Genomic DNA, 14409 nt, shown 5'->3' on the forward strand with positions numbered 1-14409 from the left:
ACCTTTGTAAAAAATGGGCTAAGCTTACTATTATTTTGCAAATTTTAAGCTTAGATTGCCGTTTAAAGCCTTGGCTCGCTTTTTTAAACTTGGTTAGCTTTAAACTTAGCCCGCCGCCGTTTCGGGCTATAAATTTAGCTAAATTAAGGGCGCGCGGCGGATAGTCGGAGCGATACTTGAGTCGGTATAACATAAGCGCCTTGCCTAGAAATAAAATTTGCTCCTGCGCAGCTTATCGAGGGTTGAGTAGTCAGTACAATAAATTGATTGCGACGATCTGGGCAATCAAAATGACGCTTTAAATTTAGCTTGTTTTGAAATTTCACCGGGCTTTGGGCGAATTATAAAATTTTATCTAAGTCCACCTCGGAACTTTCATAATTTTTTACGGCTTCTTTGATTGCCAAAAGCCTCTTTTCGCTAAATTTAATAGATGCGCACTGTCTAAATTTTGCAAAAATTTCATCGAAACTTAGTGGATTATCGAAATTTCCTCGGTTGATAAAAACATCTTTTTTTATGATCTTTCCATCTTTTAAAGCAGCCTCTATGTGTCCGGGGAAGTATTTAGGAAAGCCTTCGTTTTTGCGCTTTTCATAGGTTATTTTTTTCGCAAGCTTTATTACCTCTGCTCTATTTAAATTTTCGTAGCTTTTTAAATTTAACTCGCCGTCAAAAAAAGCCGTAGCCATTAAAAACGGCATAGAAAATTTTGCCCCATAAGCTGTTTTTGGAGCGTATTTAAGCTCTATCGGATCGCAGATAAAGCTTATGGGGACCTCATCGACGTAGCACTTTATGCTTTTTATATCGTCGCTTTTTAGTCCGTCTTTTCTAAGTAAGATCGCGCAGTCGATCAGTCCGTGCGCAAAATGGCAGCTCGGATAGGGCTTGATAGATACCTGCATAATCTGCCAAATTTTGCCAAGACCTCTTACAAGCTCGCTTTTGTCGCATTCGCTTTCTATGCCGAAGGTCTTAAAGACATTATCTCTACCTTCAAAAACACTAACCGGCCCGCTCATTGCGTTTTTTGCGAAATTCACCGCCAAAATAGCGTTATTTACGCAGTTTGCGACGTGTATAACCTTGGAGTTAGAGCCGTTTGATAAAAATTCGTTGATGCCGCTTGCATAGCTTGCAGCGAGCCCTAAAGCATTTACGCATTCCTCTTGCTTTAGTCTTAATGCTACGCACATAGCGGTGGTGGCGCCGAAAATCCCTGCGATTGCCGTGGTGTGAAATCCACGTTTATGAAAGCTTCCTTTTGAGGCTATACCAAGTCTTGCGGCGACCTCCCATCCCGCTACGAAAGCAGTTAAAATTCTGCGTTTAGGAATTTTCAGGTAGCTCATATAGCTTAGACAAAGGGGCGTTAAAATTGCGCTTGCATGCACGATCGCCTCCGTATGCGTATCATCAAAATCAAGCGCGTGCGAGCTGATGGCGTTTATCATTGCCGCATAATTGGGGGCGAATTTTGCATTCCGCCCCCAAATTTTACATTCTCCGCTACTGCCAGGTAAATTTTTTATGGCTTTTATGGCGTTTTGTACGCTTTGCTCGCTACTACCGGCTATGCCTACGCCGATGCAATCAAGCATCAGTTCTTTAGCCCGCGATATGACCTCTTGCGGGATATTTTGATAGTTGAGCGTGGAGATAAATTTAGAAATTTCTACCGAGTACATGGCGGCTACTTTAAAATTTTGCTGTTTTTAATTTTTTGTAAAAAATCATTCACAAGCTGTGGGGCATAGCCGACATAAGTCGTCGGATCAAGCAACCTCTCTATCTCTTTTTTATCGAGGATTTTAGATACGTTTTTATCTTTTAGCAAAACCTCTTTAAAGCTTAGCCCTTCCTCTATGCCTCTCATCGCCGCTTCATAAACTATCTCGTGAGCGTGCTGCTTACCAAGCCGATCTGCAAGAGCAAACATTACTCGTTCGGCTAAAACGAAGCCGCCTAGCGCATTTAAATTTTTAAGCATCTTATCTTTTTTGATTTCAAGTCCCGATAGGACGGTTTTCATATTCGCCAAAACCACGGAGAGCATTAAGAAAATTTCAGGCAGTAGCTTCCACTCCATCTTCCACACCTGGCCATCTCTTTCATGCTCGTGCCTTTCGATATCCGAGAGTATTGCTATATTGGCTTTAAGGGTATTGCTTACGGTTACTGCATTTTCGCTTATAGCCGGGTTGCGCTTATGCGGCATCGTGGAGCTTCCCACTTGGCCTTTGCCGAAAGGCTCGGCCACTTCATCAAGCTCGTTGTGCGACATAATTAAAATTTGATGAGCGATCTTATTGAAAGTCGCATTAATATTACCAAGTACGTATCCGAGCTCTATAAATCTATCTCGCGCCGGCTGCCAAGAGATATCGGGCGTCTGCAATCCTAGCGATGTATCTACGAGTTCTTCAAGCTCATTGCATTTATTGCTTAAAGATGCCTTCGTTCCTACTGCTCCGACTATTAAGCCTACGTATAGTCTTTTCTCCAGCTCCTCGATCCGCTCAAAATGTCTATTTAGCTCTGATAGCCAAATGGCACTTTTATGACCGAACGTGATGGGAAGAGCCTGTAAGGACAGCGTCCTACCCATCATCGGAGTATTTTTATGCTCCTTTGTTAGCTTCAAAAGAGCTTTTGCTATATCTTTTAAATCTTTTTTGATAAGACTCAACCCCTCTTTGAACTGCAAAACAAGACCCGTATCTATGATATCTTGGGTAGTGACGCCAAAATGTACGAATTGTCCGAATTCCTTTTCGCAAGCCTTTTCAAGACCCCTAACGGTCGGCACGAGTGGATGTTTCGTCTTTTTAAATTCATTAAATATAAAATCCATATCCATAAATTTAAAAAACGCTTTTTTCGAAATTTCATCGGCCGCTTCTTTTGGAATAATGCCTAGCTTTGCTTGAGCCTTAGCTAGCGCAGCTTCGACGTCGAGCCATTTTTGAATTCTATTTTCTTCGCAAAAAATTTCTCTCATCTCGGAAGTGCTCCAAGAATCCTGAAGTATGAGCATATCAAAAACGCTTACTTTTTGCATGATGCATCCTTTTACTTTGAAATTTTATCAAGAGCCTGGGTCAGATCGGCTATAAGGTCGCTTGCATCTTCAAGTCCGATATGAAATCTCACGAACGGTCCTCTCTTACTCCAATCGCTTGCCGTTCTGGGAGGAACGGTAACCGTAGCCAGACTCTCATATCCGCCCCAAGAGGCTCCGATAGAAAACAGTTTAAGATCATCTACAAATTTGATCGCATCTTCTTTACTTATGCCGTCATTAAATTCTATCGTTACCATTCCATTTGCACCCAAATGATCGCGCATAAAAACATCGTGGTTCGGATGTGTTTTTAGGGTAGGATAAAATATTGTTTTTATCTCTTTCTTGCTTTGCAAAAATTCTACTATCTTTTTGGCAGATTTTTCATGCTCTCTTAACCTTACACCAAGAGTTCTGATACCTCTTAAGACTAGATAAGCATCGTCGGGACTTGCCGTAAAGCCGAAAATTTCAGGAAGTTTGTCGAAATTTTTCCACTCTTTTTCATTGATTATTACGGCACCCATTGTTACGTCGCTATGACCGCTTAGATACTTTGTCGCGGCAATTACCACGATGTCCACTCCAAGCTTCATTGGATGTAGCAAATAGCCCGAGCTGTATGTGCTGTCTATTGCTACGGGGATATTATACGCGTGAGCTATTTCGCAAAGCTTTGGTAGATCAATGATTTCATAAAGAATAGAGCCCGGGCTCTCGCAGAGTATTAATTTGGTATTCGGTCTTATCTTTGCTTCCACGTCGCTTGCATCGGCTTTGATGAAATCGACCTGCACGTCCACATTCTTTAAAAATTTCTCGCATATCGCACGAACGGGCCCGTATATGGCGTCGGTTATTATAAAATGAGCTCCCGCGCTTGCGTAATTTAACAAAACCATCGCCAAAGAAGCAAGGCCGGTAGGAAAAAGCTGGGCTCTGTATCCACCCTCAAGCTCGCAAAGAAGCTTTTCAAGCTCAAAATTAGTGGAAGTTCCTCTCGCGCCGTAGCTTAAGACTCGCTGTGTTTCACGAGCTTTTCTCGTCGCCTGCCAAGCGTCGTGATTTTTAAATAAAATCGTAGAAGCCCTCATTACGGGAGCGTTGACAGGGCGGACATCTAAGTTCTCATCTCCTCTTCCGAGGTGAGTTAATTTGGTATCTAGTTGCATAAAATTCTCCTTATAGATATATAAATGTCATTATTAAATTTGTAAGCCCGGCGACTATCATCGGAAGTGCCGTTCTTTTTACTACAGCAAACGGGCTAACCTTGGCGATTGTGGCGACTGCGATGATAGCGGGTGCGATAGGTGACATACATCTACCGAAGCCCGTCATTATTTGAACCGGTAGGATAATAGAGATTGTCTCGACATTAAATGATTTGGCGATATCCGGGATTAGTCCAGCAAAGCTAAAAAATGCTGCATTTCCCGAACCCATCAAAAATGCACTTATTGCAAGAAGGAAAGAGACAAAAACGATGATAGCAAATACACCGACCCCTGCGTCTTTTGCAAAATTTATCAAAGTATCGACAAAGCCTACTGCTAAAAGACCGCTTGCAAAAACCTGACCGCAGACGATGAGCGAAACGGTGATTACGAAAAGATGACCCATTCCTTTAAAAAATATCATCAAGGAATTTGCCGTCTCTATGAGGCTTTTGTATCTGACGCACTCAAATAAAATAGCGATCACGGTTGAGATCAGCATAGCTACCGGCACATTCATCTTAATGGAGCTGCCAACAATTTTACTAAAGCCGAGTATTAGAACTATCGGAATGATGGGAAGTATAGCATAAATAAGAGGCGGCTTTTTGATCTCTTTTTCTCCCGTCTCTTTGAGATCCTCCTCCACAGCAACGGCATCAAATACGAAGCCGTCTTTTTTATCAAAATATCTTTGCGAAAAATATACCGTAATCGCAACGGCTATGATGATAGGAATGGTCGTAGGAAGTTGATGGCTTACGAAATAAACCGCAGGATCGATGCCTGCTACCTTTGAAGCATATATTACGTTTCCGCTTCCGGGACCGTGATCGATAAACTGGCAAGAGCCTATTACTGAAAGCGCCGAGAGCTTACTAACTCCGGTTCTAATTAAAATAGGATATAGCGTAACCATTAAAAGTAGCGCAAGTCCTGCGTGGGATGGGATAAAAAGGACGATGATCTGCACTACGAAGTAAGAAACGACTAGTAGTACATATGGATTTTTGACTTTTTGAAGCGGCTTTTCAAATACCTTAAAAAGCGAATAACTAGCTCCTACGTGATCCATATATGCAGAAAATCCTGCGATACACATAAGCGTAAGTCCAAGCCCCGCAAGGGTGGAGGACATCTTTTGATTTATTACTTCAAATAGATCAAAAAATGCAAAATTCAGACTCTTCTTAGGATCTATAATTTCTCCTATGCCAAAAATAGCGGCTAACGATAATAACAAAAGTCCGCTTATGAGTAAGGCGGCGTGCGCGTTAACCTTTTTATAAAGCATAAAAACCAAGAATGCTATGACAGCCAAGGCTATGATTAGTCCTAACATTGTTTTGTCCTTAATTATTACGTTTGTTCGTATAAATTTAAAATACGAATACGGATAAATTTAACCTTATGATTAAATTTATCTTATTTTTCGGCGATAACTTCTATCTCCACCATAGCGCCTTTTGGTAGATCTTTTACCGCAAAGGCGCTTCTTGCCGGATACGGCGCTTTAAAAAAGCCGCCGTAAATTTCATTCATTTTGGCAAAATTTTGAATATCCGATAAAAACACGGTTGTTTTTACGATATTTTCAAAATTTAAACCAAGCTCGCATAAAACGGCTTCTATATTTTGCAGCGATCGTTTCGTCTGGGCTTCTATGCCCTCCACAAGCCCACCGCTCGTAGGATTGATCGGCAGCTGACCCGAGATAAATATCAGATCTCCGCAGATTCTATAAACGCTATAAGGACCTATAGCCTTTGGGTAGTTTTCCATACGTTTCCTCCTGGCGATAAAATTTTATTGTTCTTGAAAATTTTACAGGAAACTAGATAAATTTTTATTGAATTTGGATAAATTTGAGATAAATTTCTTATATTTGATTTGAAATTTACGGACATCATTGACTTAATAGCTATATTTTACGGACTTTACTTTATTTAATAAAAAATTATTGATTATGGGTAAAAGTGAGTAAAAGCGCCGACTGCGCGTCGCGATCGGTTAAGCTTTATGCGAAATTTTAATCGTTTTGATTTTTTTGCAGATAGCGATAAACGCTGGGTTCCGAAATACCTAGGTATTTCGCCACTTTGGGGATTGAGCCTTTGACGTTGAAAATCCCGTTTTCAAAAAGCTTTTTTATGCACTCCGCCCTGTTTTTCGGCCTCGGATCGCCCGCGTCCAGATTGTGCCTTTTTAATATATCTTCTATGATCTCCTCTATATTTTTGCTGAGCTGCTCTATCGCGTCTTGGGCGCTAGTTTTGGCGTCTGGCGCGGTTAAATTTGTAAGCCTTAAAAGCTCGTTTGAGAGCTTTTCAAATTTACTCCCGTCGTAGTTTATGCACAGCATCCCTTCTATGTTTTGCCCGTTTTTTATGAAAAAGGTCGAGCCGTTGATCTTTAAATTTGAACTGGTTTTTGCCTTATAATTGGTTATATAGTCGCATTCGAGGTATTTTTTTGACTGCATAAGCTCCAGAGCGAAGCCCGTGAGTGGAGAGTTGACGCTGCGGCCGCTGATATGAGAATTTTCGATCGCGACGACGCTTGAACGTTTTTGATTTATATCGTGTAGGACTATTTCGTAGTTTTGCCCGAGCACCTCGCCCAAAAATTTTACTAATTTCTCATACCGTTTTTTCAGATCTTCGGTCATGTTAAACACCCCCTTTTCAAATGTTACAATGACAAACGAGCGATGCGCGGGTCATTTTTGAATAATAAATTTAAAATTTCGACACGAGCCATGCCGAAAATAATCATAACGGCGGTAAGATGCCCGATCCCGCTTAATGCTTTACTCGCGCGTATGCTACGATATATTCAAGACCCGAATATAGCGTCAGTGCGACCGCGATCCAGAGTAGGGCGCTTGCATAAGGCCACTGCATCGTTAGCCAGCCGATAGCGATCATCTGAAAGACCGTCTTTACCTTGCCCGCCATCGACGCGGCGACCTCTATGCCGTCGCCCGCCATCGCTACGCGAAGACCCGTGATGAAAAACTCGCGGATTAGGATTAAGTAGATCGCCCACGGACTGGCGCGCCCGATAAACATAAGCCCCAAAAAGCCCGCAAGCGTCAGCATCTTATCGGCGAGCGGATCGATGATGGCGCCTAGTTTGGTCTTCTGGTTCCAAGAGCGCGCGATGTATCCGTCGAAAAAGTCCGTGACGGAGGCGATTACGAAGACTAGCGCGGCGAAATAATCGATCCAGCTGACGTGCACCGAGCCCACCATGCCGCCGTTCGCATGGCCAGCTAGTAAGATCAGCCAGAAAAACAGCGGCGCCAGCGCAACGCGAAAGCTCGCTAAAATATTGGGTAAATTTAGCATTATTTAAAGGTCGTTCCGCCGTCGACGATGAAGGTGTGCCCCGTCACCCAGCTAGCCTTGCTCGAGCATAGAAATAAACATGCTCCCGCCAGATCCTCCGGCTGTCCCATGCGTCCTAGCGGGCTAAGCTCGGCGGTTTTATCGCGTACCTCTTCGTAGTTCGTAAAGGCCCGCAGCGCGTCCGTCTCGATCGGCCCGCCGCTAACGACGTTTACGCGGATGTTTTTCTCTCCTAGCTCAGTCGCGGCGTAGCGCGCCATCGCTTCGACGGCGGCTTTTGCAGTGCCGTGTCCCGCGTAGTTTTCGATATAGACTAAATTTCCCGTGGAGCTAAGCGAGATGATCGAGCCGCCGCCTACCGCTTCCATGCGTTTTGCGGCTTCTTGCGCGCCCACGACGAAGGCATTTACGGTCGCGGTAAAGATATTGTTGATACCGCGCGGCTTTAGCCTCATAAATTTAGTGTATCCGCCCGCGACCGCGCGACCCGAGATGATGGCGTTTGAGATGAAAAAATCCACTCGCGCAAAATCCTCGTCGATCTTGGCAAAGAGCTCCTTGTAGGTCTCGGGCTCTAAGATATTGAGCGCATAAGCGCGCGCCTTGATGCCGTAAGTCTTCTCAAGCTCGGCTGCTTGCGAAGTCGCCAGCTCCTCGTTGGAATTATACGTAAAAGCGATATTTGCCCCCGCAGCTGCGAATTCCAAAACTATCGCCCTGCCTATGCCTCTCGTGCCGCCGCTGATAACTAGCGTTTTTCCTTTAAATTCGTTCGTCAATTAAAATCCTTTGATAGTGTATTGTTTCATTACGTTTTCTATTTTTTTGAGATTTTCCGCGCTCGGCTCGCAAAGCGGCAAGCGGTACTCCAAACTCGGCGCGAGGCCCGCGATATACATCGCCGCCTTGATCGGGATCGGATTGCTCTCGCAGAATAAAATTTTATTGATCGCGTAGAGATCGTCGTTGATCTGCTTGGCTTTTAAAAACTCATTTTGCAACGCAAATTTCGTTAGCTTTGCCGTGTAATCGGGCAGTAAATTTGCGGTGACGGAGATCACGCCCTTGCCGCCGTTACTTAGGATCGGATAGTTGATCGCATCCTCGCCGCTAAGCACGCTAAGGCGCGGCTCGTGCGCTAGCAGATCTACGCATTTATCGATGCTGCCGCTGGCTTCTTTGACGCCGTAGATGTTCTCGCAGTCGTTAAAAAGCTTGATGATCGTATCTGCGGCTATGTCGCAGCCGGTGCGACCGGGGACATTGTAGAGCAGTACCGGCAGATCTACCGAGCTAGCGATCGCCTTGTAGTGCAGATAGAGTCCCTTTTGGGTGGGTTTGTTGTAGTAGGGCGCTACGGATAAAATTCCGTCCGCGCCGTGAGCTTGCGCAAACTGCGCTAGCCCGATCGCTTCGTGAGTTGCGTTGCTGCCCGCGCCCGCTAGCACCTTGACGTCCGTGCCCTTGCACGCATCTACGGCGATCTCGATACAGACGCGGTGCTCGTCGTGCGTCAGCGTCGCGCTCTCGCCCGTGGTGCCTACGGGCACGACCGCGCTTATGCCGTTTGCGATCTGTCTTTTGATGAGCTTAGCGTAGGTCTGCTCGTCCAGTTTGCCCTCTTTAAAAGGCGTGATCAGCGCCGTCATAGAGCCGATTATGACATTTTTATTCATCGTTTTCCTTTCGTAAGATAATGCTCGTGGAGCTTTTAAGGCTTAGATAGGTTTTCATCGCTTTTTTAACCGCGTTTTTATCTAGACTTTTGATCTCGCGCTCCAGCCTAAATAGCGCGTCCAGATCACCGCGGACGATGTAGCTGCCGTACATCTGCGCTACTTTGCTAGCGCTGTCGAGAGAGTAGATCAGATCGCTACTTAGGGTATTTTTGATCTTTAGCATATCATCGTCGCTTATTTTAGCTTTTTTAGCTTTTTCGATCAGCGCTAAAATTTCATCCCTCAGCGTCTCGCCGCTTATGCCCTGGTTGCAGACGGCAAAGACTATAAATAAATTCTCGTCCTTGGCGCTCATATCGTAGATGTTGATCTGATTGGCGAGTTTTTTCTCATCGACTAGCACGCGCTGTAAAAGCGAGCTCTTGCCGCCGCTAAGATATATATCCATCGCTTTGATCGCCGCGGCGTCAGGGTGGTTAAACGGCGGAATTTTAAAAGCGACCGCCACGATCTGCGCCTCGCTGTTTTTGTAAATAACGCTAAGCTTCTCGCCGTCTTGCGCAGGCTCGGTGCAGTGAAGGCGCGGAATTTCGCTCTTGTTTTTTACCGGCGCGAAGTATTTTTTAGCCGCATCAAACGCCGCCTTTTCGCCGATGTCGCCGGTGATCAGCAGCACGGCGTTTTGCGGCTGATAAAATTTAGCGTGAAATTCTTTGATATCTTTGATACTCCAGTTTTCGATGTCCTTGCGAAAGCCGATCGGCGTCCAGTGGTACGGGTGGTACAAAAACGCGGCGTTGTAGAGCCTGAAAAATAGGTATCCGAACGGATCGTTATCGGTGCGCCACAGCCGCTCCTCGAGCACGACCTTGCGCTCGGGCTGAAATTCTTTGTCTTTGAGGCTTAAGTTTTGCATTATGTCGGCGTAAAGATCCAAGCAGACCTCTAAATTTGCGCTCGCGCACTTGATGAAATAGTGCGTGTAATCAAAGCCCGTGCTTGCGTTATTTACGCCGCCAAAACCCTTTACGATCGCGTCGAACTCGCCCGCCTTGCGATTTTTCGTGGATTTAAAATTTAGATGCTCCAGCATGTGCGCGATGCCGCTTTTGCCCATCGTCTCGTCGCGCGAGCCGACGTTGTAAAACACGTCCACGCTGATGACGCCGCTGCCTTTATTCATCGGGATGTGATAAATTTGAAGCCCGTTTTGCAGCGTGATTTTCTTAAATTTAGGAAACATTAATCTTTTTTCGCCTTTCGTTTTTTGCTTGAGTTTTGCTCTGCGTCTTGGGCGCCGCTCGCTTCTTTGGCCTCTTTAAGCTCTTTGGTCTCTTTAGCCTCGGCATTTTTAGTTTTGGCACTGCTTTGCTTTACGTTTTTGACCTTAGAACTTTTGCTTTCTGCACTATTTTTCGGCGCGGTTTTTGTTTTGACGGTTTTGCTTGCCGTGTCGCCTTGCTTTGTCCTTTTAGCCTCTAAATTTTCGCTTTTTGCATCGCTTTTCGAGAGATTTTTTGCTTCAGTGTCCTTCTGCTGCGCAGTATTCTGGACGGTATTCTTCTGAGAAGCGTCATTATCCTTTGCAGTATCTTTTTGTGCGGCGTCTTTTTGCTTAGCGTCCTTGGAAATTTTACCGCGTTTGGAACCTGCGCCACTTTTTAAAATTTGGCTTCGCTTTTGATCCGCATCGCTTTTGGAGGTAGTTTTTGAAATTTTATCCTGCTTATGATCCACGCTGCCTTGCTTTGCGTTTTTAGCCTCTAAATTCTCGCTCTCTGCGCCGTTGCGCTTTGTGTTTTTAACCTCGGAATTTTCGCTTTTTGTGCCGCTTTGTTCGGCCGAGCTTTGATCCGTCGCGGTATCTGCGCTTACCAAGGTGCTTAAATTTGCCGAAGTGCTAGAATTTTCGTCCGATTCAGAGATTGAGTTTGTTTGATCGGTTGGAATTTCATCTGTTTGAACGGCGGGAATTTCATCAGCTTGGGCGCTCGATATCTCGCTTTTGCCGTCGTTTGAAATTCCATCCGTTTCCTTACTTTCGGGTGCACTTGAAATTTCATCCGTCTCCTCGCCTTTGGCCGCGTTTAAAATTTCGTTTGGTTTAGCGCCAGCTCCTTTATTTTCGCAAGCGCGCAAATCCACGCCGTTGTCGCGATTTTTGGCTTGATCGCCTCTGGCGCCGTATCCTTCGCCTGCGCGATCTTTTAAATTCGCCCCAACCGCCTCGCTTATGTTATTGAAACCGTCTGCGCGCAAAAGCCCAGCTAGCCCCTCGTTGATCGATTTTGCGACGAACGGGCCTTTGAAGATAAAGGCGGTAAAAATTTGAACCAGGCTCGCGCCCGATTTGATGCGCTCGTAGGCCTCCTGCGCGCTGTCTATGCCGCCGCAGCTGATTAGGATAGTGCGGCCGAAGAGCTCGCGAGCGACCTGCGCGAAAAGCTCGCGCGATTTTTCGGTGATCAGTCTGCCGCTTAGGCCGCCAAAATCCCTAGCATTGGGACTTAGCGAATAATCAACGCTGGTGTTGTTTATGATAATGCCGCTTGCGCCGTTTTGCATCGCGCACTCGCACAGCGCGATCGCCTGAGCCGCGCTCATATCGGGCGCCAGCTTTAAGACGAGCGGCTTATTTGTGATCTTTTTCATCGCTCCGATCAGCTCGCTTATGAAGCTGTTTTCTTGCAAAGCGCGCAGATTCGGGGTGTTCGGCGAGCTTACGTTGATGATGAAAAAATCGCACAGCCCGTTAAATTTACGACCTAAGGCTTCATAATCGCTCAGCGCATCCTCGTTCGGGGTAGCCTTATTTTTGCCGATATTTGCGGCGATCGGGATTTTAAAAGGATAAATTTTTAGCACGCGATGCTCGATAACATCGGCGCCTTCGTTGTTAAAGCCCATCGCGTTTTGAATGCTCTGCTCGCTAACGAGGCGAAAAAGTCGCGGCTTTTCGTTGCCGCTTTGAGGTCGCGGCGTAAAGGTGCCAAAATCGATGTGTCCGAAGCCAAGAGCCGCCAGAGGCGCGATCATTGTGGCGTTTTTGTCGAATCCGCCCGCGATACCTACGGGATTATCGAAGCTGAGATTCCATATATTTTGAGTTAAAATTTCATCTTTATAAACGCCGAATTTTGCCAAAGCTTCAAGTCCGCCCGGAGTCGCATAGAGCGCGCGAAGTCCGAATTCTGCGATCTTGTGAGCGGTTTCTGGATCGAATAGAAAAAAGATTTTTTTCAAGGTATCGTAATTCATAATTTTTCCTCAAATTTTGCGTAATGGTAGCTAAAATTTAATTAAATATAGATAAGAATTTCGCGCCGTATTTGCAATCTGCGGCGGTAAAATTTAGTTCCGAAATTATGCGCTTGGAAGAGGCTGCGTAAAATTTTTATGGCTCGCCGCGTCGATCTGAATTTACGCAGAAGCTCAAAGATGCGCGCCGTAAATTTTATAAATTTAGCCCGCCCGGGTACGTGCCGAAACGCGCGGTGCCCGTGGCACGGCTCGCGGTGGCTGGCATCGTACGCGATTTTATCCTGCGCCAATATGCGCTCAATCCCGCTGACGCTAAATTTTAAAATTTAAAGCGTCTTACTCGCGCTGTTTGAGTTTAGCGCGCCTCTTTGCCGCCGAAAGCAACAATCATCGTGCCCAGAGGAATGATCGCAACGCCCAAGATAATAGCTAGCGGGTTTAGCAAGGACAGCTTGGCAAGCAGGTAGATCGCCGCCACGAGCGCCGCGTAGGACAAAATTTTAAACGGAGAGAAAAATGCCCCCGCAAAATTGCTCCGCACCTCGCTCCGCTCAAGCTCACCCTCAAAATCATCCGTGCCTTCGAAGTCATCCTTTGATTTGTCGCGAACGGCGGCACCTAGCTTGCCGTTACCTGCGCCATCGCTATGATTGTTGCGATCTGCGCCGTCACTCCAGCCGCCGCTATCTACGCCGTCGTCCAGGTCGCCGCTCGCTCCGCCTTTCAAATCGTCGCAACGCTCGTCTATGCCGTCTTGCGAACTATTGCTAGCTTCGTCGTCTATATCGCTTTGCGAGTTTCCGCAAGTCTTGCCGTCATTCGTTTTAAATTTATCGGCGACGTGTCCCAAAGCGGTCGCGTCGTAAGCAGGGGTTTCGTTGCGGTTGTCTTCGGTAGAATTTAAGTCGCGCTTGGTAGCAGCGGTTCTGCTGCACTCGGCGTCTAAATTTGAGCTGCGAGTAAAATTTATATCGGCGGCGCACCCAGCGGAGCTTGCGGTACGCTCGGTAGAGTTTGCGGCGCGCTCGGCGGCGGTCTCATCGTGCGTGACGCAACTATCGCCGTTTTCTATGCGGACATCGCCGCTAGCGAAATTTACGGCGTCTTCGGAATTTTGCGCGTTTGAAATTTCGGCGCCTGAATTTAGATCACTAAAGCTTTCGTTCTTTAAAATTTCGCCGCCGCAAATTTTGCCGTATGAAATTTTATCGTTGTCGCTCGCGCCGCCTCGGTTTTCGCCGCCAAGGCTTGCGGAATTCGTATCGTTTGCGGAAGTTTTGCCGCTTATGAAACCGGCGGAATTTTTAGAGCTTTGCTGTAAAATTTCATCGTATTTACCGGCTCTTAGCTCATCTTCTATCTTGTTTCGGTAAGCGCGAAATGAAAAATATACCGCGCCGAATGCGCCCAAAAATCCCGCTTCCAAGCTAAGAAGCCACGCAAGAGCCCGCACGCCGAAAGAGGCCGTGCCGAAAAACCCTGCGCCGCAAAGCGCTAGCCCAAGCAGGGCAAATGCCGCGTTTAGCGTGCAGTATATGAGCAAGAACCGTCTATTCAATCCCGCTCATCCCATTCATCATCGTCGTCGAAATTTTTTGGATTCGCCTTGTATTTCGGATCGTCCTCGAGCTCTTTTAGGCTCGAATTTAGCGCCTTGCACGCGCGGTAAACGTTCAGAAACGCCGCTGCAATGCCGATGGCGATGCCGAACCAGAGCAAAAGCAGTGAGCCCGTGAGGTGCCGCAGTCCAAGCCCGATCGCCACGCCGATGCCGATCGCCACGACGATTGAGATGCCTAGGCTGATGTCGCAGGCGCCCTTTACGATTTTGTTTA

The 14409-nt window shown here is 46.3% G+C and carries 13 protein-coding genes and 1 pseudogene; all 14 read right to left on the reverse strand.

All coding sequences use genetic code 11. The features are described from left to right. Positions 1 to 193 (reverse strand): hypothetical protein (locus tag Q0140_RS11705; RefSeq protein WP_297964790.1); only part of this gene is annotated, 193 nt, incomplete at its 3' end. 148 nt (positions 194 to 341) lie between these two features. Further along, positions 342 to 1691, reverse strand: a complete 1350-nt coding sequence (locus tag Q0140_RS11710) for an MmgE/PrpD family protein (RefSeq protein WP_297964791.1) — start codon at positions 1689 to 1691, stop codon at positions 342 to 344. A gap of 5 nt (positions 1692 to 1696) precedes the next feature. Then, on the reverse strand, positions 1697 to 3064 hold the full coding sequence (gene purB, locus Q0140_RS11715) for an adenylosuccinate lyase (RefSeq protein ID WP_297964792.1): 1368 nt from the start codon (positions 3062 to 3064) through the stop codon (positions 1697 to 1699). An 11-nt stretch (positions 3065 to 3075) separates the two neighbouring features. Next, positions 3076 to 4239: a PLP-dependent aspartate aminotransferase family protein gene (locus tag Q0140_RS11720; RefSeq protein WP_297964794.1), complete on the reverse strand. Its 1164-nt coding sequence runs from the start codon at positions 4237 to 4239 to the stop codon at positions 3076 to 3078. Positions 4240 to 4249: 10 nt separating this feature from the next. After that, positions 4250 to 5626 (reverse strand): C4-dicarboxylate transporter DcuC, encoded by a 1377-nt coding sequence (gene dcuC / locus Q0140_RS11725; RefSeq protein WP_297964796.1) that lies wholly within the window; start codon positions 5624 to 5626, stop codon positions 4250 to 4252. 83 nt (positions 5627 to 5709) lie between these two features. Continuing rightward, positions 5710 to 6066: a Rid family detoxifying hydrolase gene (locus Q0140_RS11730; protein WP_297964798.1), complete on the reverse strand. Its 357-nt coding sequence runs from the start codon at positions 6064 to 6066 to the stop codon at positions 5710 to 5712. Positions 6067 to 6313: 247 nt separating this feature from the next. After that, a complete protein-coding gene (locus Q0140_RS11735; protein ID WP_297964800.1) occupies positions 6314 to 6952 on the reverse strand; it encodes a PAS domain-containing protein in 639 nt (212 codons plus the stop codon). 133 nt (positions 6953 to 7085) lie between these two features. Continuing rightward, the gene (pgsA, locus tag Q0140_RS11740) at positions 7086 to 7637 is read right to left on the reverse strand and encodes a CDP-diacylglycerol--glycerol-3-phosphate 3-phosphatidyltransferase (RefSeq protein WP_297964809.1); all 552 of its coding nucleotides are present in this window, start codon (positions 7635 to 7637) and stop codon (positions 7086 to 7088) included. Continuing rightward, entirely contained in the window at positions 7634 to 8413 is a 780-nt protein-coding gene (locus Q0140_RS11745; RefSeq protein ID WP_297964802.1) for an enoyl-ACP reductase, read from the reverse strand. The genes pgsA and Q0140_RS11745 overlap by 4 nt, the downstream gene beginning before the upstream one ends. Further along, positions 8414 to 9310, reverse strand: a complete 897-nt coding sequence (dapA, locus tag Q0140_RS11750; protein WP_297964804.1) for a 4-hydroxy-tetrahydrodipicolinate synthase — start codon at positions 9308 to 9310, stop codon at positions 8414 to 8416. Continuing rightward, the gene (locus Q0140_RS11755; RefSeq protein WP_297964806.1) at positions 9303 to 10556 is read right to left on the reverse strand and encodes a pitrilysin family protein; all 1254 of its coding nucleotides are present in this window, start codon (positions 10554 to 10556) and stop codon (positions 9303 to 9305) included. Before Q0140_RS11755 ends, dapA begins: the two co-directional genes overlap by 8 nt. Positions 10557 to 11518: 962 nt before the next feature. After that, positions 11519 to 12571 (reverse strand): annotated as a pseudogene (locus tag Q0140_RS11760) (quinone-dependent dihydroorotate dehydrogenase); the annotation flags it as partial. Positions 12572 to 12929: 358 nt separating this feature from the next. Then, positions 12930 to 14132 carry a hypothetical protein gene (locus Q0140_RS11765; protein ID WP_297964808.1) on the reverse strand — a complete coding sequence of 401 codons (1203 nt, stop codon included), beginning with the start codon at positions 14130 to 14132 and terminating at the stop codon, positions 12930 to 12932. Next, the coding region (locus tag Q0140_RS11770) for an AtpZ/AtpI family protein (protein ID WP_366112882.1) at positions 14129 to 14409 on the reverse strand (281 nt) is incomplete at its 5' end. The genes Q0140_RS11765 and Q0140_RS11770, both read right to left, overlap by 4 nt.

This window comes from uncultured Campylobacter sp., from assembly GCF_938045405.1.
Lineage (GTDB): Bacteria > Campylobacterota > Campylobacteria > Campylobacterales > Campylobacteraceae > Campylobacter_B.